The following is a 21,945-nucleotide window of genomic DNA, read 5'->3' on the forward strand; positions in this document are numbered from 1 at the left end:
TCTTCTTACCCCATAAACGTGCGGTTGCAGATGTGAGGTTTCCACAAATACAACTCTTACAGTATACTCTCATCCCTCTTTTAAAGCAATTCAATATCAAAATTTCTAAAAAAATACTAAAATAAATTTACAAGTATTTATAATAAAGAGAAAGAATATGCTTAAATTTTATGGTTATAAACGTTGTTCAACTTCTAAAAAAGCTCAAAAATGGCTTGATGATCATCAAGTTGTTTATCAATATCAAGACTTAGTAGAAAAACCACCTAAGCAACAAGATCTACTTAAATGGCTAACTGATTTTCAAGATCGCGGATTAAGATATTTTTTCAATACGTCTGGCCAAGTTTACCGCCAAATGCACTTAAAAGATCAAATAAACAAGATGACGCTTGAAGAAGCAGCAAAATTACTTTCACAAAATGGAAAATTAATTAAAAGACCCTTAGTTACTGACGGTAAAAAATTAACTTGCGGTTTTAAAGAAGACATATACGAAAAAACTTGGTTATAGTCCCCATTGTCCGCCATGAACACGCGCAACTGTGTCAGTGATAATAAAAGCATCTGAATCAATCTCATGAATTTTATTAATTAAAGGACCATATTCACGGGTATCAACTACTAATAGTAGCTGCTTTTTGTCATCATCACTGTAGCCACCAACAACATCGTAAATTGTTAAACCGTTATAGTTATCAAGTAGCATTGTCTTTAGTTCTTCAAAACGCTCGTTACTCATCACACGCACCTGATATTTACGGTCAAAGCCAGCTTCTGCATAGTTCATAGTCATGGCTGTCACTACTTGTGACAAGGCGGCTAATAAAAATGCATTCCAGCCATCAACGAAAATGTTAAGAAAAATAATTACCATATCAATTGCAAGTAATCCAATTGCTGGATTAATGTAAAAATATTTCTTTAAAATCATTGGCGGAATTGTTGTTCCACCACTTGATGCATTAACGCGGTATAGTAAAGAAACACCTAGCCCCATCAAAGCACCACCATAGATTACTGCTAGTAATTGATTATTAGTAATTTTAAAACTAGGCGTAAGTCCCATTAACACTGGAAGTAATAAACTACCTAAGGCAACGTTTTTCGTTGTCTTTTTTCCTAAAAAGATCGCTGCTAGAATAAGCATTAAAATATTAACAACTAAAACAGTAATTGACCGATTAATACCCCATACTGCATCAACTAAGATTGAAATACCAGTTGAGCCACCCGCTGCAATATTAATTGGACCATAGAAGAAATTAATAGAAATGGCGATAATTTCTAAGCCGGCTAAAAATACTAGCCAACGCATCCAAGATTTCTTTTTAATATTTTTTGTCATTTCATCGTCCTTCCTAAAAATAAGTTATTAATATTTTATCTAATTTTCATGCATCTTGTCAGCTACACTGCTTATTCCTAATTATTCTTTAACATTTTGTATTCTAATTGTTGGTTACCTTCATAAGCTGGCATCCCATTTTCTGCTCGATATAGTGCACGCTCAAATGCTTGATATCCCTTGCTAGAACTAACAGCAAATTTAACGTGATATTTACTTGCAAATTCGCTAATATTCCAAGTACTATCATGGGCGGCAAATGCAGTAACCAAAATTACAATGTCTAAATCTTTAATTTGACTTTCAATTACCTTTTTCTTGCCTTCAAATGCATCAATCGGAATTGGAATGCCATTGTAGCGGTTAACAATCCCTTCTAAAATCGCTTCATTTTGATTATCGCCAACAGCAATCCCTACTCGTTGATAATGTAAGTTCATATTTAACTTAGCTAATACCTGGGTACTTGCTACTACCTTTGTCTTTGCTTTTTTTGTTTTAGAAACTCGCTTAGGTTGCTCTGTTTCATAAATCCAGCGAACCTGAACTGCGCTTGCTGGATCTTTTTTTAATCTAACATCGCCTGTATACCAAGCTAAATCAACAATTGCGCCGTCTTCTAAATGAATATTGCCATTTTGATAATAGCTAGAATCAAGTGCAACAATTACTGGCTTATGATTAATAACCAGCTTTTCTCCATGGATATTTCGTGAAACACTTAAATTGCCTGGACTTCCTTGTACTACCCCATATTTAAAGTCTGCTATTTTGTCATAATCACGGCCGCGCAATTTTCGATAACCAACTACTCGCAAAACTTCAGCTTCATTTAAACTATTTGCTAAAGGCAAAGCTTCAACAATATCACCACTCTTTAAATTCAAATCATGAATTTGCCCCTCATTTACTTCAAAGACAACTTCACCATTATTATTGATCAAATCCGCACCCTTTAATGCACGAATGACAGTATATCTTCTACCCTTTCGATAATCGCGATTTTTTTCTTTTTTAGGCTTTACCGCATCCTCAAAAATTTTCCGATTTACTGCAGTACTAGTTTCTTCTGAAGCTTGAATAGCTTGGTCTAATAATCCTAATTTCTTTTCAAAATTTGTGGCAATATTGTGATCAAAAGTTAACTTATGTAGAGCTCCTAAGACAATTTTTTTAGCATTTTTGTCGCCTGGGCGTTCAATTAATGTAGTTATTCCCTGAAGAAAAGTATTTATTTGTGCAATAACTTTGTCATCCATTTTATTATTTACTGAGGTAGACTCTGCTTCGCCTGTCATACCCAATACTACCTTAATTGCATTTAAGCTATTTTGAAGACTTTTGTCATCGCCTGCAGTATTATTTAAAATTCTTTTTAAATTATTTCGATAATCAAACATTTTAATCACTTTCTTACTTACTTTTTATCTATTATATCGATTTAACCTGCTTCAATTCAAAATTTCTCTATCAATCTTTCAAGAAAGTGATATATTAAAGGTAAACATAAAAAGTGAGGGAAAATTATGACTAAATACACTGTTAAATTATCTGAAGAAGATTACCAAATGTTAAAAGATTGTCACTCAAAGAACCCTTCAATTATGAAGGCGTTAGAAGAAGCTAAAAAAGAAGATTAGTTTCTTACAATTTTTACCAAAATAAAACTCGTGATTAGATGTTTACACTAATCACGAGTTTTTTATTTATTATTTAAATATTTTTGACTAAAGAACAGTAGCCCAATAAGAATACTTAAATTTAACTAAGCTCTCCATTCGCCGCCTTGGCCGTAAGTATGTTTATCAAGTTCATTAATAATTACATGGATATGTTCCTTCGGTGCACCAGTATTCTTATGAACAGCTTCAGTGATATCTTTCATCATTTGAGTTAATTGCTCATCACTTCTACCCTTAATTAATTCTACATGTACAAATGGCATTTTAAATTTCTCCTTTTTTAACCAAAATTATAGCAGACTTATTTTAAGCTATACACTCTTTCTTAAAACTCTTCTTGCACGATCTCGCACTGCAAAATATAAAATTGGCGTACAAATTGCAGTTGAAATCGAATTAATGACCGTTGCTGGTAAACTCACAAAAGAACTCACTAAGGCTACATTTAAACTAGTTCCAACCATCAATGCTTCAACAATTGAAACACAGTAAGTTGTAAAAATTTTAGTTACCCCAGCGATAATTCCCAAAATAATAATATTTTTCTTGCTATCTTGATAGTGCATTCCTTTATATACTGCCGTTAAAACACTTGCAACTACCACCACTTCAAGCATTGTCAACCAAGAAGTGGCTGCATAGCCATTAAGTAAGTCAAAGCCGCCTAACCCAATAATCCCTGCAAGCATTCCATTCCGACATCCCAGATACAAAATTGCAACAGCAGTTAAGGTATTACCAAAATGGATAAAGGGACGACCAACTAAAGCAGGAACTGGAATTCGTAAAACCCAGACTCCTAGATAAATTATCGCCGCAAATAAACCGGTCATAATTATTGAAACTAACGAATTTTCCCTTGTTCGCATTTCCTAACTTTTTTTCTCCTCTACTTTCTTCATTAACCAAGATAAAGCACCTGCATAATTAGGTCCTAACCGTTTATCTCGAGTTGAATCAGTTGCTTTAATTGTCATTTTAACAAAAATTGCTGCTATCTGCGAACTCTCCTTTAGCGAATAACCTGCTAAAATTGCCGCTAATAAACTACTTGCAAACATATCGCCTGTACCAAAAAATGAACGTTTCACCTTATCAGTTTCTATTACAAAAGCTGTATCCTTGACTGACACTCCAGCAATCTTAATTTTATCCTGCATTTGAATTCCAGTAATCAATACCTCATTCACATTAAACTTTTTCTTTAATTCTAAAGCCAGCTCTTCAATCTCATCAATTGAAAAACTTCGATATTTTTTATCTAATAATAAGCAAGCTTCAGTTAAATTTGGTGTTAAAATTGTTGCAAAATTAGCAAGCACGCGCATTTTTGCCACATAATCTAAGTTTAAGCCGCGATATAATTTACCTGAATCTGCCATAGCAGGATCAAGCAGGACTTTACTGACTTTAAAATTAGAAATATGATCTATCCAAAAATCAATGGCTTCTTTGCCTAAATAACCTAAGTATAAATTTTCAAAATCAATCTTTTGGTCCTGCCAATGAGCAATAATTTTACTCATTTCGCTACTTAAATTTAAAAAAGTGTTATCGCCAAAGCCACCAGTATGGGTAGACAAAATCGCCGTCGGCAATACATCTGGTTGATAGCCACACGCTCCTAAAATTGGTAAAGCAACACTTAATGAAACTTGACCCAGGCAGGAGAGATCTTGACTAATCAAAAGTTTTTCTTTCATTTTAATGTTCTTTCTAATTTTAACCGCTTCTTTTTAACTGCATATCTTTTAGAATTCAGTTTAATTTGTAGCAACTTGTTATGCCAATAAATTAAGGCCATTTTGATCGCTAAACGATTATACCAACAATAATCATGCCTTAAATAATTATATGAATCCTTAAGGTTGAGCAGATGTTCTGCTGTAATGAATTGATTACGGCTCCAGTGCCAATCAGCAGCATTGCTTTTACGAATCCTGATTTTTTCAATTCGACCAACTGTTAACCGTGCTCGCCCTTTAATGTACTTACTTCTTGCAACAGTAATATAATTACCAATCATGGTTTGTTTCCAAAATTGATTGTTTTTCTTTTCAATAAAAAGTGCCCGTCTTAGCACCTTACTTAAGCAATACCACTCCTTATTACCGTCTGATAGCTCAATTAAACACCAAATGTATTCTCGTCTTTTTCGCAAATTTTCCCCAACTTTTTTTATTAGCTAAAACTATCAATTTCCTACTTATAAATCAATAAGTCAACTTCAACGTGAAATGTCTCATTTCCTGGCATTTTTCCTGATTCGTGCTTCAGAAATTTAAAACCTTTATGTAAATACAAACTTTTAGCAGGATTACCAGTTAATACTTCTAAATAGGTTGGTCGTTTCATCTTAGTTAATGAAAACTCAATCAGCTTACTGCCAATTCCTTGCTTTTGAAAACTAGGATCTACGTAAAGCCAGGCGAGTTCATCATCGCTAAATGCAACAAAAGCGACAATCTTTTCATCTATTGTTGCTACATAAATATTATATGAAAATAAATCTTCTTCAATTGCTGCAATTTTCAGCGGTTTAAAGGCCGCCTCTAAATTAGCCGCTTTTAGTTCTTGTTTTCTTGCTTGATCATGTATTACACATAAATCATTAAAGTCTTTTTTCTGAAATTCTCTAATTTTGATTTTATTCATAATATTTAAAAGGCACCTCCTCCGCTACCGCCACCAAAGCCACCTGATGAACCACCGGAAAATCCACCCGATCCACCAGAAGCTGATGAGTTTAAGTTTGCGCCTGAATTAAAGCTTGAATTAAAATTATTTGCAAATCCATCCCGTCCTGAGCTATAAAATGGACCCCAGAACAAAATATTTGTGTCATCAATTTCATCTGCAAATTCTATTTTAAGTTGTTTCAACACCTTTTTAGATACACCCAAAGCAACCGCATATGGCATAATTTCTTCCCACAGAGGCAATTCTCCGACTTCGCGCATTTTAAAATTACCAATCTTATCTAGCATTTTCTTAAAACCACGTACTTGATTAGTTGATTCTGCTCCCTTAGCAGTATATGGCGATAACTTTTTATTACTATAAATAGTTGCTAGAATTGCTAATCCTAGCATAATTGTGGCCACTATAAATAGACCTGCCGGTCCCTCACTAGAAAAGAAAGCAGCAATTATTCCAGCACCACTTAATACTAATAAGATGATCATTAAGACTAAATTAGTTTCCTTCTTATGTTCAACCTTTTTATCAAAAAAGCCAGCATTAATTGCTGCTTGTTTTTCCTTTTTTTGCCAATTAGCAAAGAGTTTACTTAGCTTAGAAGATCGTTGTTTTTTAAGTTCATAAGTTGTAAAACTTTTCCCATCGCCAACCTTATTAAATAAGTATCTCATCAAAGGAACTTCACCCATTAAATCTTTATCAATTAAAGAAATTTTATAGTATGTTTTTCTTCTTACCTTAATAGGTTCAATTTCTATCCTCTTTTTTACAGCTAATTCCATTAAATAAGCAGTTAATGATCTAGAACTTGGCTTATCGTCCAGATCCAAAATTTCAGCCATTACTGGTGAAACTGTAGGGACATCATAATTTCTAGGTAATTGCTTTTCTTTTTTAGGTTTAACTCCAGATTTCTTCAAAGTAAAACTTCTAATTATTATGGATAAAGAAAATAATCCTGATAGTACCAAAGCACCTAAGCCAAGCATTCTGCTTCTTTGACGACGTTCGTTAGCTTCATGAGCAAATTTTGCTTCCTGATTTAAGACATATTTTTTATGATTTTGGTCTCTAATATTTTTATTTTGACTTGTCACTGCCGTAGGAAAAAGGCTATGAACCTCTATTCCCTCATTTCCGCTTACATTTGCAGCTGTCATAATAATACTGCCTTTTTCAGAATTAACTGTAATCTGGCCCGACAAATCTCCATGAGCCCAAGCCTTAAGATCCTTAACTGAACTTGGGAAAAAGATCCCTACTCGAACGTTATCAAGGTCTGTATCCCAGCCATCACCAATAATTTTAAAATTAAGCTCGGCCGTATCTTTCCAGTTAATAATGGCATTCGTAATTTCATAAGTATAAATTATCGTAAATTTATCACCATCAGTTACGTTATGCCATACCTTAAAGCGATAACCATGATCGCTGTGACTCAATTCATAAGTATTATTGGCGTGACTATCACTTTGTACGACTGGCTGTGAATTTTTACCAGATATTACTCTAACCTGCTGATTTTTTAATTCTTGATTATCAGTAAGATTTTGTTGATAAAAAACGCCATGGGCATCATCGTCAAACTTATAAGTGATTCTTCTCTCCATCAACAATGATCCATTTGCATTTACATGGGCAGTAACATCAACGTTAGTAATATTATAATCTACATCAGCTAAAGCTGGTTTTGTGAAGATGATAGTCAAAGTTACAAGCATTATCATCCCAATTATTAAGTGAAAAAGTTTTTTCATAGGTCCCCCGTAAGAAAAAGTGAGCTGTGGCTTAATTATAACTTAATACACAAAAAAAGCGCTAGATAATATTCTAACGCTTAATTAGTAAATTATTTAGTTTTAAGCAGTTGCACTTTGCTTTTTGTGAACTCTGAGATAGTGAATAATCGCATATATTGAAAAGCAAGCAAAGAAAATAGCCGAAATCAATAATCCCATTTTAGCACTTGACGTAACTGCATTAATAATCATTGGTGAAATTGCACATCCTACATTAACTAGTACCAAAACAATGGTTGTTGCTAAGTTAACTGAATTTGCTGGAGCTGACCAGTCAAGCCAATTGTACATATATGGAACGCCCAAGCCAAAGCCAATTCCTAAAATCAAGCAACCAAGACTTAACATAACGAAATTACTTGCTAAAGCAATTATAAAGAAACCGATTGCTACTAAACCAAATCCTAACGGAAAGATCTTATCGTGTAGTTTCTTAAAGAAGAACCCAAATGATGCACCTATTGGAATGCCTACTAAATTCAAAACCCCAGTTAAAGCTGAAACTTCACTAACTGTTCCTAGCTTTTCTTGAACAACTAAAGCTGGAATCTTAAAGCTCATTGGCATATAAAATAGAAAAATAAAGAACATTAAAATGGCGATTAAAATCACTTTACCATTAATAGTTTGTTTTTCTTTTGCTTTCTTTGCTGTATTATTCTTTGTCTGTTTTGATGAAGGAAGTGGAACAAAGAGAATAAACAAAATCAAAACAGGAATTACTAAGAAGTAAATTGCAAAAGCAGCATGCCATGAAATAGTTAAAAGCCAACTAATCAGAAATGATGCAAGAGCTGCACCCAAACTACCCATTACATTTTGATAACCTACCATTGTAGCTAATTTTTCTTCATTACTACTATAAAACTGTGGAATCAAACTAACCGCAAGTGAATTAAATAAACCAATTCCAGCACCGATCAAAAATCTAGAAATTAAAATAGGTGTATAAGCAGTGGCATACATTGGAAAAGTACCAGCTAATAAAGTTATTACCAACCCTGTAATAATAGTCGGCTTTTCTCCCATTAACTTAATTAAAAATGGGCTAATTAATAAACCAATTACAATTCCGATATTAGGGATCGTCGATAACATTTCAACCCCAGCTTTATCTATGCCTGGAAAAGCATGATACATTAGCGGTAAAGCAGGCGCAATGGCTGGTGCCATCATTAAAAAGATTGAAATCGATAATAATGATATCTTAAAGATCACATGATCTTGCGGATTCTTTTCTTTCATTTTATTTTCCTCCCACTTCATTTCTGCTAATCTTTGACAAGGTGCTTTCTGAAGAATTCAGCTTCTTCGTCATTAGCTTCTTTTGCTAACTCATCTTTTTGATTAATTAAGAAGACGTGTGGCTCAGGGTGCTTTTCATCGCCCCAAGACTTTTGAATAACTTCAATTCCCTTAGCTCTTAAAAATCCATCTAATCTAACAGCGCAATCATGAATGAAATCTTCATTAGCAGTCGAAATAAAGGTTGGCAGAAAGTCTTCAGTAATATACTTTTCAACATCAATTAAATCTTGATTCTTCGCACTCTTCATTACTTCTGGATCAAAATATGCTAAAGTACCGTCTCCAATCATGCCTGGATCTTTAATAAAAGTTGCTGGTGAGTTTAAAGCAACTGCTCTAAATTTTAAATCTGTCAGTGTATAGCCGCATTTTTCACGGTATTCAGGATTAGTCAAAATAACTGTATATTGTTCAGCCATTTGACCACCAGCTGAATCTCCAATTAAGAAGACATTATTTTTATCAAGATTATATTCATCAGCGTGATCTGCTACCCAATGAATATATTCATTTACTTGGTCAAGTTCCTTAGGAAATTTTACTTCTGGACCTAATTTATAGTTTGGATTAACAAATGCAAATCCTCTCTTTGCCATCCCTAAGCCATAAAATTGATAGGTTTCTTTTGTTCCATAAACCCAGCCGCCACCGTGAATATTAATAATCACTGGAATCTTACCTTTAACGTTCTTAGGTAAATATAAGTCTAATAAATTCCATTTGGGATCTTTACCATATTGAAGATCATCTATACGTGTTACTTCAGGAATATCGTGTGGCAACCCGCTATCTCTCTTATCATCATTCTCTTTCCAGCTAATACGCATTTCTTTAACTGCATTTAGAATCTCTTGATCTTTCATCATATTTCCCTCTCTCATTGAATTCGCTTTCATAATAACTAAAAATGAATCTAAAAAATAGGTCAATCTTAACCAGTTATTGGCGCAAATTGACCTATTTTATTAATTTCTTCTTCATTTCAGATGCACTTTTGCCATATAGTTTTTTAAAAGCTCTATTCATCGTCCTAATACTAGAAAAGCCACAGCTAATGGCAATTTGAGTCAAATTCTTTTTGGAATTCTTTAATTCGCCATAAGCATGTTCAGCTCTGACATTATTGATATATGTTTCAACCGTAAGTTCCATTTCTTTCTTAAAAAAGCGTGCTAAATATTCTTTTGAAATATTACACTTTTCAGCAAGTAAAGCTAAATTCAACTCTTCTTGATAATGATTATTTACATATTGCGTAATGTATTGCAAACGATTAATAGTATATATCTTACGCTCACTAATTTGTTCTTGATCCTTCTTATCTTCAGTAAAATTAGCTAATAATAGACATAAAATTTCATCAATTAAACGTTGCTGCTCTAAGTGTTTAGTTGGAATTTTGAGAAAATATACTTTAATAAATTGACTTAGTAACCCCTGCAAGTGAAGATAGACAAGTTTTTGTTTATCGGTAAAAGCAGCAGGGTCATTAATTTTAATGACTTGATGGGCAATATCAGGATATAGGTTAGTAATATAGTCATATGGAAAAATTATTGATAATGCAAGTGAATTAGTGTTTTTAAAGTCATGAATACTGTGAATCTCTTGCGTATTTACTACCAAAATAGTGCCTGACTTAGAAGAATAGTGCTTTTTATTAATCAAAAAATCATCTATTCTACCATTTTCAACATAACTTAATTCAATTCCCCGATGCCAATGCGGAGCAATGTATTTTTCAGAATTATGATCATGAAAAATAAAATACCATACAGGCAGCGGGTCAGTAGGAATTACTATTTCATGCTGCTTTATTTTCTTGCCATATGTCATTATAGTTTCTCACCATTTACATGAATAAAGAGATTGTACAGAGCACCATAAAGGTTAGCACCATTCTTAAACTTAGCTTCAACTATCTTTGGGCGAGTGAAAGTTTTTCTAATCAATTCATTATCAGCTAAAACTTTATCATAAGCTTGATTAATTCCTTGAACCACAATTGGCTGTGCAGAAATTCCGCCACCAATTGCAATTGCATCTAAATCCACTACAGCTTGAATATCGATAATAATAGCAGCAATTCGCTTGCAATACTCATCAAAAATTTTCTTTGCCTTCTCATTTCCATTATTAATTGCTTCAAAAGCAGCTAAACCATCAGTCTCCTCATCATTTTCGATGGCTTCGTTAACATTCTTAATCATTTGAACAGCAGAAGCATAACCACCAGCAAAGCCATCAAATCCAGGCTCTTTCATATTAAGCTGCAAAAAACTTAATTCACCTGCTTGAAAATGCGCCCCATTTAACAGCTTCCCATTAACAATTATTCCTCCACCAACGCCCGTACCTAAAGTGATAGCAGCACAATTTTGCATATCTTTTAGACTGCCAAGCCAATTCTCAGCTAAAACGCTGGCTTTACCATCATTAATCACCGTAACTGGAATATCATATTTTTTATACCTTACTGCAAAATCGATGCCATCAAGAAAAGGTAAAGCTCCGCCAAAGTGAATTTTAGTATGCGCAATTTTTCCTGGAGCACAAAAAGCTATCCCTTTAATTTCCTTTTTTAGATATTTCTCTACAATTTGATCAATATTTTTTAAAAATTGTTCTTTATCATGTGATGTCTTAATCTTACCTTGTTCGATAATATTCCCCGCATTATTAAGTTCAGCATATTTTACGTTTGTTCCTCCGATATCAATGCTTAAATAATTCTTTTTCATTATTATCCCCTCTTCTAATGTTTAGCGCTTACAAATGATATTTTATGGTGCATTCATTTTCAAAACAAGTCACAGATTGACATTTTTTAGTTTAAAAATTGACATTAAAAAAAGAGATCTTTCGATCTCTTCTCATTTTTATAAGCCGATATGTGCCCAAGGCTTCAAGTCAACAGCTGGCTCTTCCCAAAGTTTAACTAAGTCTTCAGATAAGTACTTCTTATCAACAACTACGTCATAAACATACTCTTCAAACCACTTTTGACTCATTTCGTAGAAGCCCTTGTGACCATACTTATCGCCCCAAGAATTTTCAACCTTCCACTTACGAATCTCACCATTGTCTTCGTCAACGCCGACTAAAGTCATATCATGTGTTGCAGATCCTTCACCAGTAGCTAAACGATCAGCCTTACTCATTTGAGTATCAACACTAAACAAGTCATCAGTCTTGTATAAATCGGTATCAAGGAAACCAGTTTTACGTTCCATTTGTTTTAAAACGTCATTTCCAAAAATAACTGCTCTTCCATCTTTCAATTGAGTTGCAGCTGCTCGTGCCAAAACTTCAATCGGCACATTTAAACCAGTAATTGGTTGACCGCCAGCAACATTATCATATAAACCTTGGTGGTATCGCTTGTTGTAATCATAATTAGGTGAGTTTAATAAGACAACATAATCATCCCAATTAAAATCTTTTAAATATTTTTCTGCAAATTGACGTGGAGTTAAATCTTTTTCTAAATGATACTTTTTATCGTCATCACGATATTCCAAATCAAACTTCTTTGGTGGTTCACCCAACGCTACTGCAGCCATGCGGTAAATTTCATTTAAGAATTCTTTCTTAGCTTTTTCAGCTTCTTCAAGCTTACCTTCTTGAACTAATTTACGTAATACTAGCGCATCTTTTCTTTCCTTACGGGCTAAGGAATCAATTAATGCAGTTGTATTATTTGAAGTTGCATTTTCTGGCATTGCGTATGATGGAACTACACCATACTTTTTCACCAGATTAATTGCCATTTGCCACAAACCACCATCTTGACCTGCAAAATCAAACCAGGTTTCAACTTCACGATCATCAACTGGCTTATCAGCTAAACGAATCATACTATCATAAAAAGCGTTAGCTCTTTCAATCTTATCCCAGAAGAAATTATAAGCTTGTGAGAAAGTAAAGTCCTTAACATGATATTTTTTACCAAAATGATGACGCAAAACATTCAAAGTTGCAAATTCCCAGCAACGACCAGAATGCTTTTGGTCAGTTACTCCACCAATATCAAGTTCGGTAGAAAAAGTGTGATTTAACCGTTTTGAAACTTCATCATTAAATGACGCTTCAAATAATCCATTTCGACGAGCAGCACGAGACGCTACTTTATTTTTATCATTTTTATTAAAATCTGCAGAAAAAGCTGCTAGTTCTTGTTCTGATAAAGCACCCATTTTTATCTCTCCTTTTAACTTCATTAGATTCATTTAATTAGTTTTAATCTTACATTAATATAAAAAATAAGCAAGTTATCTAGCAAAAAAGACCAAGTATTTTTGAATACTTAGTCTCTCTTAAATTATTTAAAATGCAGGCAGAATAAAATCTTTGAATTTATATAAATTATTCAAAAATTTCATCAATATCAAGTACTACTACAAATGCATTAGGAGTATCAGTACCAGATACAACTTTCTTTGCATATTCATCATCTTCATGAACATGTGCAGTTGCTAAAACTTGAACAGCAGTATGAGAAGGAACGTCTGCTGCAACTAGTGCAACTTTAGAGCCACGCTTAATGTTTTCATAAGCTGCACCTTTAGTCTTTTCAAGATATTGCATATGACTTGGATCTAATACAGTCATTGAACCCTTAGGTCCAACTTGTGGGTTGCCGTTTTCGTCAACAGTAGCAATATAAACTAAATTGTTCTTAAAAAGATCTGCTTGTTTTTCAGTTAATTTATTTGTATCTAATTTTTTCATAGTATACAGTTCCTTTCTATCACTTATCAATTACAAGTATAGGCCTCTTAAGAGAAAAAATCTACTTTTTTGCTCAAGTTTTTATAATATTTTTATTATATTAAATAACAAATTGACAGTTATCTTTCAATCAATAAATATATAAATTATTTGCTTTATCCTCCCGTTCATATTTTTAATCAATAACATTTGCTTTAAATCAGTGGCTTTAAATTTGCCTATCTTCTAAAGATTATTTGCAATTTTTTGTATGAAGCTTGCAGTGAGGTATATCATATCAATATAAAAATAAATTTATAATTAAAATAAGGAAAATATAATTTTATGTTGACATATTTTCAAATCGGCGTATTATTATGAACACAAACATTATTATCAAACAGCTTTGATAAGGAAAAGTAATTAAGTGCTCGTCTCTCAGAGAATTTCTGGTTGGTGTGAAGAAATAGATAGAGTCTTAATGAAAATCACCTTTGAGCGTAAACTACGATTTAAAGTAGTTTAAGGGACAGCCCTTTATAGCGACGGCGTATCGTTCTCTTGTATTGAACCGTACGTTATTAAAGACTAGTTTTTCTAGTAAAAATAGGTGGTACAGCGACAAGACGCCCTATTGGATCATTACGATCTAATAGAGCGTCTTTTTGTTTTCTTAATCATGCTGTTATTGGATTTTTGACGAAAGGAGAATTTTATATGAAGATGTCAAAGTCCAAACTGCTGTATGTAACACTAGCGAGCTCACTAGCGATTTTATCAACTGCTTGTGGTGCCAAGAAAACTGATTCGAGCAACCAGCCCATCAAGTTTTCCCAGGCCGTTCCTCATAAAACCATTAAAAAAGGAGGAACCTTGACCTATGCTTTAGAAAATGAATCACCATTTACTGGAATTTTTTCAGCTGAAATTGCTGATACTAGTCCCGATTCTGAAGCAGCTGCTCCAGGAGACGAAGCACTTTTTGATATTAATGATCATTATCAATTCACCAATAAAGGAGCTGCCAGTTTAAAACTAAATCATAGTAACAATACTGCTGAAATCAAAGTGAAAAAGAAAGTTCGTTGGTCTGATGGCAAGCCAGTAACCGCTAAGGATTTAGAGTATGCATACGAAATTTTAGCTAATCCTAAAGTTCAAACTACTCAATATACCTCTTCGCTTGAAAATATTAAAGGAATGGCTGAATACCATCGGGGAAAAGCTAATAATATTTCTGGTCTTGAAATGCCAGATGGACCAAATGGAAAGAAATTAATCCTTCACTTTAAGGAATTAAAACCAGCAATGATGAACTCCGCTAATGGCTTCTTCTGGGAACACGCTGCTCCTTACCATTATTTGAAGCACGTTCCCTTTGACAAGCTTGTTTCTAGTCCGCAAGTAAGAAAGCATCCACTCTACTTTGGTCCATATAAAATGGATAAAACCGTTCAAGGACAATCTACTAGTTGGTCAAGAAATCCATATTACTGGCGCGGTAAACCTAACTTTGAACATATTTACATGTCAAATATTACTAATTCTAATGTCTCACAAGCAATTAAGAGCAAAAAATTCGACGTTGCAAATGTTCTAAGCTCACAATGGGAACAGGTAAAAAACACTAAGGGAGTTAATTTTGTTGGTAAAAAAACACTAAGGGAGTTAATTTTGTTGGTAAAAAAACACTTAGCTACGATTACTTAGCCTTTAAAGTTGGAAAATGGGATGCAAAACTTGGTAAAAATGTTGAAAATCCTCATGCTAAGATGAATAATCCCGCTTTACGAAAAGCAATGGCCTATGCAATGAATGTTGATGTCATTAATAAACGGTTCTACCATGGTTTAGAATTCAGAATTAATTCTTTGATTCCCTCACAATTTACTCCATATTATGACAAAAATATTCCAACCTATTCTTATAATCTAGATAAAGCCAATAAATTACTAGATAAAGCTGGCTATAAAAAAGCACCTGGCGCACTCTATCGGAGTCAACCAAATGGTAAGCCCTTAGTTATCAATCTAGCAGTACGTGGTTCTGGCGAAAACAGCGAGGCCATCTGGCGTAACTACATTCAACAATGGAAAAAGCCGGTTTAAACGTTAAATTCTTAGGCGGCCGTCCGATGGAATTTAACCGCTGGGTAGCTGCAGTTAAAGCAAGTGATCCTAAAATTGATGTTCTTGAAGGAGCTTGGGGTGCAGCAGGTGATCCTTCTCCAAGCGTGTTCTACGGTGAAAAGATGCCTTATAATTTTGCCCGTTTTGTCTCTCCGACTAATATTAAATTATTGAATGAAATCGATTCTGCCAAATCTTTTGATAAAAAATATCGGGTGCAAAAATTCCACGAATGGCAAAGATGGATGTACAACAAAGCTTATGTAGTCCCAACTAGTGGTGCCTATTCAGTAACAGCTGTGAATAGTAAAGTCTCTGGTTGGTCATTAAAACCTTCAGCTAATGTTTGGTATGAAGCAGGTTTTACTAAATAATAAATTAATTAATATTAAAGAAAAACAATATCGACTTGTCCTAAAAAGGAAGCATCGCATACCAGATGCTTCCTTTTTTACTTGTCAATTTTTACATACCTACCATGTTCATCAAGAACACCCTTGAAGTGATATTTCTTACCTTCTTCAGTGCGGATATCCCCTAAGTCAATTTCGCCATATCCCTTCTCTGCATTTGTAATTTCAACATCACTAAAAGTATGTTCAAAAAAGGTTCGAACAATTTTACTCTTTAGCTTAATATCTTTTGAGCGCTCAAAAGCAGCAGCTAGGGTAAAACCATTATCAAGTTGATATTTAATAAAACCAATTAAATATAAAGTTGACAAATTGTATCTTCTCACACCGCTATTATCATCAGACACTGGCTTAATATAGCCCTTTTTTTCCCAATAGCGTAATTGTCTTTGGGACACACCAACTACTTTGCTAACTTCGCCAATTCCGACCTCAATATTCTGAAGAACATTATGAAGTATCTTTTTTGATTCCATTGTTTAATCCTTACCTCGTAATCTTATCTATAGTTTAATAGTTTGTGTCAATTTTTACAACATATATGTTAGATTAAATTACTGTAATGTAAGAAAATTTGACAATATCTAAATTTAAGCATATAGTTCTTATAGTTTGTAAGATTTTTTAACAATAGAAAGGAAAATTCAAATGGATCAACAACCAACCGATATTCACGGAAAAGCCTATAATCGAAACTTGCTTGTTCTAGTTTTAATTATTGGATCTTTCTGTACTGTGTTAAATGGAACCTTGCTTGCAACAGCTCTTCCCTCAATTATGCGTTCCTTTCATATCAGTACAGCAACTGCTGAATGGCTTTCAACTGCATTTTTATTAGTTAATGGAGTCATGATTCCAGTTTCAGCTTGGCTAATTAATCGTTTTGGCTCAAGAAAAATGTATTTGACAGCAATGTCAGTTTTCTTTATTGGAACAGTGACTGCTGCAGTTGCGCCAAATTTTGGGACTTTATTAACTGGAAGAATTATTCAAGGACTCGGCGTGGGTGTTACTATGCCGCTTCTTCAAACCATCATGCTTTCAATCTTTCCCGCTAATAAACGCGGTGCTGCGATGGGAACAGTTGGTATTGTTATTGGTCTCGCACCAGCTATTGGTCCAACCTTATCTGGGTGGATTGTTGATAATCTTTCCTGGCGTTACTTATTTAGTATTATTGCTCCAATTGCTGGAATTGTTATTATTTTAGCGTTTTTCCTAATTAAAGACGTTCTTCCAACTAAGAAAGAAAAAATTGACGTTTGGTCAGTGACAACTTCAACTATTGGTTTTGGTAGTTTACTTTACGGCTTTTCAGAAGCTGGTAATAAAGGATGGACTAACCCTGAAATTCTAGGATTTATTGGCGTAGGAATTATATTTGTTATTCTTTTTGGCATGCGACAATTAAAGATGACAGATCCATTTTTAGATATTACCGTCTTCAAACATTTCGAATTTTCTCTAGCAGCTGCTTTAAGTGGTATTACCAATTTAGCAATGGTTGGTATTGAAATGGTTTTGCCATTATATATTCAAAATTTACGTGGTGTATCAGCATTTCATTCAGGATTAATGCTATTACCTGGTGCCTTGATGATCGGAATTATGTCACCAATTACGGGACGTTTATTCGATAAATATGGTGCACGAAAAATGGCAATTACTGGAATGACCCTCTTAACACTTGGCACTATTCCATTTGTATTCTTAACTGCAGAAAGCTCATATACTATGATTATTGTTTTGTACGCAATTAGAATGGTCGGTGTTGCTTTAGTTATGATGAACGTTACCACTTCAGGAATGAACTCATTGCCTTTAAACAAAATCTCCCACGGAACAGCAGTGAACAATACTTTTCGACAAGTTTTAAGCTCAATTGGTACTGCTATTCTCGTTTCAATTTTAACTACTACAACCAACAACCATATGCCAGCAAAAGAACTGCTTCATACCCTCCCACTTCAATATAAGAATCAAGCAATCAATGCAACTTTAGATGGATTCCGTGCTTCATTTGCAATGAGTATTCTTTTTGCCTTAGTTGCTTTAGTTCTTTCTTTCTTCTTAAAGAAAGGCAACCGTGCACGTGAAAATCAAGAAGAGGTGAACGGATAATGATAATTGTAATTTTAATTTTGGCAGTAATTTTATTTATATACTTTAATGTCATCCCTGGGAAAGGTCATACTCTAGTTTCATGGATTTCTTTAATCATTACTTTGCTTTGCGTGCTGGGTATCGTCGAACATGACTACAATCACTGGGGACTGAAGACAGAAACACAGACTAGCACACAAAATTTAACTTCAAGCGTTAACCCTAACCTACCAATTTTACTTTATCAATCTCTGGGTAATGGAACAGAAAAAGTATATTTATATAAGACTAATAACAATCAAAAGAAGCCCAAGGCAATTAAACTAGATAAGGTTTCAACCAAAGTTAAGCAAGGTAAAGAAGCTAGTCTTAAGATAAGAACTACTCGATATGTTTATAAAAATAATTTTAGCCGGATTATGTTTAGTGCGTTTAGTCATAATAACGAGTTAAAACATAGAGAGTATATTTTTACCCTTCCTTCAAACTGGAAGGTTATCTCGACAAAAGATATGCAGAAATTACAAAAACAAATGCAAGAAAAAATGCAGTCTCAAAAAGCTGCATCCCTTCATTAATTATATTTTCTTCAGAAAAGACGTCCTGAGCGGCGTCTTTTTTTAGTCTTTTATTTTTAGCATTTCATCTAGTGGTACACGTGGAGCTCGATATTAATTAACTCTTGTTGCCATATCGGCATATCCTAATGCTATACCCATGGCAAGCCATTCAGAATCAGGGATATTCATAATTTCTTTAACTGATTCAGGGAATTTTACAATTTCATAAGCTGGCATTGAGTCAATCCCCATTCCTCTAGCTGCTAACATCAAAGTTTGACCAAAAGCACCCAAGTCATAATCTGACCATTGATTTGAATCTTTAGGAATGGTTAAGTAACAAATTGCTGGTGCATCATAAAGACGAGTCTGTAAATCTTGACGTGTCATACTAGACAACTCTAGATTTTCCCAAAAACGAGCAGTTGCTTCATTGTGCTTTAGCATATTTTCTCTGGGAAACTTAGCCCAATCTTCTCGGTGAGTAGTTGGCCAATCCGGATTTGCCTTAACACCATTCTTAACATTTTCAGCATGGCGCTTTTTAACTGCTGCTAGTGTATTACCGGTTGCAATATATACCTTCCAGGGTTGTGAATCTACCCATGAAGGTGCATGTTGCGCTAACTCAACAACTTTTTCTAAACTTTCTCTTGAAATTTTATCATCTGGGTTAAATAAACGAACTGCATGCCGAGTTAAAATTGCTTCTTCTACGTTCATCATATATTCCTTCTTTATTGTATTAATATCTTATATTTTAACCCTTTTATGACTATAAAAAAAGCTGCAACCACTTCTGATTACAGCTTAACATGACCTAATGAAGAAAATAAATTGTTACACTTCTTAGGAGGAGAAGTTTCGATCAGTCACCTATATCCTAGTTCAAATTTTAATAATTGTTAAGTGCCTAATTATAGACATCTTGTCTTTTTTCAAAAAGATGCATATATTAAGAATTAGCTTTTAGACTCTACTCATGAGAGGACTAATTTATGAAAAAATATCAATTTTTATCATTTAGAATAGCTGATATTGGCGACTATCTTAAGGTCTTTGCATGTACTGCAGTTATGGCGCAACCAATTATGGCCTTAGTTATGGATATTAAGCAACCAACACATACTCAAGATGTTTTTGGCTTTCTATATAACCTAATAAAATATACCGCCCCTGCTTTTATTTTTGGAATCTTATATACAACTATTAGAACTTATGATTTAAAAAAACATTTTTCTTATCGGAAATATTTTCGCAGTAATTGGTCTAATTTATTTGTACCGACCATTTGGTGGACCTCAATCTATTTATTAGAAATGCCCTGGGAACAACAAGTAAATAAATACTATAATTTTCCAACTTTTTGTTGGCAATTCATTAACGGAAATGCGGCACCGCACCTTTGGTATAACACGATGATGCTACAATTTATCACCCTAATGCCACTCTTTTGGGCGATTAGTCGCTATGTAGGGACGAATACTAAACGTGGAATAATAATTGCAATTGCCACATTTATCCTTTATTTCACTTGGCTTTGGTTTTACGATACCTATGTCTTTCATGGCATCCATCAAAATGACTGGTATTTACTGGATAGAGTTTTTATCTCTTTCTTTATCTATGGCGTCTATGGAGTTTTAGCATGGCAATTACGCGATTATGTCAACGCATTTTTAACTAATTTTTGGTGGCTACTTAGTATTATTTTTATTATTTGCTTTATTTGGACCAATATTGAACTGCAAGGTTTTGGCCACCCCATTAATTTTAATAATGCTCCATATTATAAACCTTCCATGACACTATACTCTTTAGCAGTAATTGCTCTTATTGCTGCATTTTGCTTACATCAAGTAAAGAAAAATTCTCAAACTAGTTTAAAAGTTTTTCATTTTCTGGCTATTTACGCCTACCGTGCGTATCTTTCTAATGTATTCTGGAACCAATTAGTTTGGCGCGGTCTAAACATGTCGCTTCATGCTCACTATCATCCCTTTTTAACTTTCTTTGGAACATGGATTTTTACTTGGTGTCTATCTTTTGCTTCTGCTTACTTATTACATCTTTGCTGGAGTTGGGTTAAAGAAAATAAATTATCGAGAATTAGTTTTCTGTTCAATTAAAAAGGCATTCTAATGACGAAAAACCATCATTGGGATGCCTTTTTATTTAACACTTAATTCTCTTGGATTTGGACTTGACCTTAATTAATCTAGCAATTTGGTTAATATCTGCATTATTTTGAGCAATAATCAATTCTTTATTTGACCGCGGATAATCAATAACTTGACCATGATTTGCAGCAAAAGCTTGTAAAAACAACTTGCTACTCCTACCATTTCCTTCCCTAAAGGGATGAAGATAATTTAAGCGATCAAGCAAAAAGGCATAATCGGTGTTGGCAAGTTCTTTTTGACTAGCCAATTGCCTCATTTTCTCATCTATCTCTTCAATTCCAAACTTAATTCGAGTATATTCTAAAAACTCAGTATCTCCTTTAATCAGCTCATAATCTCGAATTTGTCCTGCCCAATCATAAAGCCAACCAAACATAATTTTATGAATTTTCTTCAAGTCTTCAACGCTAGTAATCTGTTTATTCTTCCTCAAAAAAGCTAACGCGCGCACAGCTGAACCTAAGTATTCTTTTTGCGCTAATTCTGCTGCATCCTTAATATTAAGTTTATTTTTAAGTGTTCCATTGGGATAAAGAAATTTTCTGCGATACCATTCTGTATCTTTTCTCTCCTCAATCATCTTCCTCACCCCAGATCTGACTTATTTCAGTTTGGAATGTAGGAGATGGATTAAGTGCTTCATCAAGCAATCTTAAAATATCCTCTTCATCAGGTTGCCAACCTTCTAAATGCTCACTTTCTACCACAAAGCGAATTTGTTCATAAATTTCAGGATCTTCAATATAGATTCCTTGAATCATTTGGCTATGATCATTAATCTTTAAAGAATAAACCGGATCAAGTAATTCTAATAAATCTCCAGGTCGCATATTCAAAGATGACGACAAAGCTGATAAGACCGAACTGGACCAATTATCAGTATTTTCGTCGAGTGCTTTTCTTAAATCTTGTTCTGCCAAATGTTGATTTTGAGAAATATCTTTTAATGTAAGCTGGTGATTTGTAAGTAAAATTGATATTTTTGATAGCATAAGTATCCTCACTGATTA

22 protein-coding genes, 1 pseudogene and 2 other annotated features (1 of these 25 only partly in view) are annotated in these 21,945 nt (G+C 33.9%); of the genes and pseudogenes, 5 read left to right on the plus strand and 18 right to left on the minus strand.

Features of this window, described 5'->3' with window-relative positions; translation table 11 throughout:
* Positions 1-36 (minus strand) — a sequence feature (ribosomal protein L21 leader region) (it extends 45 nt beyond the left edge of the window).
* A 121-nt stretch (positions 37-157) separates the two neighbouring features.
* Complete coding sequence (locus AB5359_RS03985) at positions 158-514, plus strand: arsenate reductase family protein (protein ID WP_048686711.1); 357 nt, start codon at positions 158-160, stop codon at positions 512-514.
* On the opposite strand, the gene AB5359_RS03990 is transcribed toward AB5359_RS03985, so the two are convergent.
* The 14 genes from AB5359_RS03990 to AB5359_RS04055 all read right to left on the minus strand — a co-directional run bounded on the left by AB5359_RS03990 (position 509) and on the right by AB5359_RS04055 (position 13,568).
* Positions 509-1,348 (minus strand): YitT family protein, encoded by an 840-nt coding sequence (locus AB5359_RS03990; RefSeq protein ID WP_048686709.1) that lies wholly within the window; start codon positions 1,346-1,348, stop codon positions 509-511. The genes AB5359_RS03985 and AB5359_RS03990 overlap by 6 nt on opposite strands.
* A gap of 77 nt (positions 1,349-1,425) precedes the next feature.
* Positions 1,426-2,748: a DUF2325 domain-containing protein gene (locus AB5359_RS03995; protein ID WP_077410321.1), complete on the minus strand. Its 1,323-nt coding sequence runs from the start codon at positions 2,746-2,748 to the stop codon at positions 1,426-1,428.
* A 365-nt stretch (positions 2,749-3,113) separates the two neighbouring features.
* Positions 3,114-3,293: a 2-hydroxymuconate tautomerase gene (locus AB5359_RS04000; protein ID WP_003647546.1), complete on the minus strand. Its 180-nt coding sequence runs from the start codon at positions 3,291-3,293 to the stop codon at positions 3,114-3,116.
* A 48-nt stretch (positions 3,294-3,341) separates the two neighbouring features.
* The gene (locus tag AB5359_RS04005) at positions 3,342-3,899 is read right to left on the minus strand and encodes an ECF transporter S component (protein WP_048686705.1); all 558 of its coding nucleotides are present in this window, start codon (positions 3,897-3,899) and stop codon (positions 3,342-3,344) included.
* 3 nt (positions 3,900-3,902) lie between these two features.
* Positions 3,903-4,733: a PfkB family carbohydrate kinase gene (locus tag AB5359_RS04010; protein WP_077410319.1), complete on the minus strand. Its 831-nt coding sequence runs from the start codon at positions 4,731-4,733 to the stop codon at positions 3,903-3,905.
* Positions 4,730-5,191 (minus strand): hypothetical protein, encoded by a 462-nt coding sequence (locus AB5359_RS04015; protein WP_048686703.1) that lies wholly within the window; start codon positions 5,189-5,191, stop codon positions 4,730-4,732. The genes AB5359_RS04010 and AB5359_RS04015 overlap by 4 nt, the downstream gene beginning before the upstream one ends.
* 41 nt (positions 5,192-5,232) lie before the next feature.
* Positions 5,233-5,685 carry a GNAT family N-acetyltransferase gene (locus tag AB5359_RS04020; RefSeq protein ID WP_048686701.1) on the minus strand — a complete coding sequence of 151 codons (453 nt, stop codon included), beginning with the start codon at positions 5,683-5,685 and terminating at the stop codon, positions 5,233-5,235.
* Between the two features lie 5 nt (positions 5,686-5,690).
* The gene (locus tag AB5359_RS04025) at positions 5,691-7,487 is read right to left on the minus strand and encodes a DUF2207 domain-containing protein (protein WP_048686699.1); all 1,797 of its coding nucleotides are present in this window, start codon (positions 7,485-7,487) and stop codon (positions 5,691-5,693) included.
* 102 nt (positions 7,488-7,589) lie between these two features.
* Positions 7,590-8,795 carry an MFS transporter gene (locus AB5359_RS04030; RefSeq protein WP_048686697.1) on the minus strand — a complete coding sequence of 402 codons (1,206 nt, stop codon included), beginning with the start codon at positions 8,793-8,795 and terminating at the stop codon, positions 7,590-7,592.
* A 5-nt stretch (positions 8,796-8,800) separates the two neighbouring features.
* Entirely contained in the window at positions 8,801-9,700 is a 900-nt protein-coding gene (locus AB5359_RS04035; protein WP_180374230.1) for an alpha/beta hydrolase, read from the minus strand.
* A gap of 94 nt (positions 9,701-9,794) precedes the next feature.
* The gene (locus tag AB5359_RS04040; protein WP_048686693.1) at positions 9,795-10,673 is read right to left on the minus strand and encodes an AraC family transcriptional regulator; all 879 of its coding nucleotides are present in this window, start codon (positions 10,671-10,673) and stop codon (positions 9,795-9,797) included.
* The gene (locus AB5359_RS04045; protein ID WP_048686691.1) at positions 10,673-11,578 is read right to left on the minus strand and encodes an ROK family protein; all 906 of its coding nucleotides are present in this window, start codon (positions 11,576-11,578) and stop codon (positions 10,673-10,675) included. Before AB5359_RS04045 ends, AB5359_RS04040 begins: the two co-directional genes overlap by 1 nt.
* Positions 11,579-11,716: 138 nt before the next feature.
* Positions 11,717-13,033, minus strand: coding sequence for a C1 family peptidase (locus AB5359_RS04050; protein WP_077410317.1), 1,317 nt, complete (start codon positions 13,031-13,033; stop codon positions 11,717-11,719).
* A gap of 169 nt (positions 13,034-13,202) precedes the next feature.
* Positions 13,203-13,568 (minus strand): pyridoxamine 5'-phosphate oxidase family protein, encoded by a 366-nt coding sequence (locus AB5359_RS04055; RefSeq protein ID WP_003649099.1) that lies wholly within the window; start codon positions 13,566-13,568, stop codon positions 13,203-13,205.
* Between the two features lie 376 nt (positions 13,569-13,944).
* Positions 13,945-14,184 (plus strand) — a binding site (T-box leader).
* An 80-nt stretch (positions 14,185-14,264) separates the two neighbouring features.
* Here AB5359_RS04055 and AB5359_RS04060 point away from each other — a divergent pair.
* Positions 14,265-16,050: pseudogene (locus AB5359_RS04060) on the plus strand (oligopeptide ABC transporter substrate-binding protein).
* Between the two features lie 77 nt (positions 16,051-16,127).
* On the opposite strand, the gene AB5359_RS04065 reads toward AB5359_RS04060, so the two are convergent.
* Positions 16,128-16,565: a MerR family transcriptional regulator gene (locus tag AB5359_RS04065; RefSeq protein ID WP_048686688.1), complete on the minus strand. Its 438-nt coding sequence runs from the start codon at positions 16,563-16,565 to the stop codon at positions 16,128-16,130.
* A gap of 172 nt (positions 16,566-16,737) precedes the next feature.
* On the opposite strand from AB5359_RS04065, the gene AB5359_RS04070 reads away from it, so the two are divergent.
* On the plus strand, positions 16,738-18,210 hold the full coding sequence (locus AB5359_RS04070) for an MDR family MFS transporter (protein ID WP_048686686.1): 1,473 nt from the start codon (positions 16,738-16,740) through the stop codon (positions 18,208-18,210).
* Complete coding sequence (locus AB5359_RS04075) at positions 18,210-18,770, plus strand: DUF4811 domain-containing protein (RefSeq protein WP_048686684.1); 561 nt, start codon at positions 18,210-18,212, stop codon at positions 18,768-18,770. The genes AB5359_RS04070 and AB5359_RS04075 overlap by 1 nt, the downstream gene beginning before the upstream one ends.
* A 93-nt stretch (positions 18,771-18,863) precedes the next feature.
* On the opposite strand, the gene AB5359_RS04080 is transcribed toward AB5359_RS04075, so the two are convergent.
* Complete coding sequence (locus AB5359_RS04080; RefSeq protein ID WP_077410315.1) at positions 18,864-19,478, minus strand: nitroreductase; 615 nt, start codon at positions 19,476-19,478, stop codon at positions 18,864-18,866.
* 272 nt (positions 19,479-19,750) lie between these two features.
* Between AB5359_RS04080 and AB5359_RS04085 the strand changes: the two genes are divergently transcribed.
* Positions 19,751-20,881 carry an acyltransferase family protein gene (locus AB5359_RS04085; protein WP_048685339.1) on the plus strand — a complete coding sequence of 377 codons (1,131 nt, stop codon included), beginning with the start codon at positions 19,751-19,753 and terminating at the stop codon, positions 20,879-20,881.
* 46 nt (positions 20,882-20,927) lie between these two features.
* Here AB5359_RS04085 and AB5359_RS04090 read toward each other — a convergent pair whose 3' ends face one another.
* Positions 20,928-21,515 (minus strand): Fic family protein, encoded by a 588-nt coding sequence (locus AB5359_RS04090; protein ID WP_048685336.1) that lies wholly within the window; start codon positions 21,513-21,515, stop codon positions 20,928-20,930.
* The gene (locus tag AB5359_RS04095) at positions 21,508-21,927 is read right to left on the minus strand and encodes a helix-turn-helix domain-containing protein (RefSeq protein WP_048685333.1); all 420 of its coding nucleotides are present in this window, start codon (positions 21,925-21,927) and stop codon (positions 21,508-21,510) included. The genes AB5359_RS04090 and AB5359_RS04095 overlap by 8 nt, the downstream gene beginning before the upstream one ends.
* Positions 21,928-21,945: the final 18 nt, after the last annotated feature.

The sequence above is a fragment of the Lactobacillus sp. RTP31084st1_F9_RTP31084_210423 genome, assembly GCF_040919545.1.
GTDB classification, from domain to species: domain Bacteria; phylum Bacillota; class Bacilli; order Lactobacillales; family Lactobacillaceae; genus Lactobacillus; species Lactobacillus paragasseri.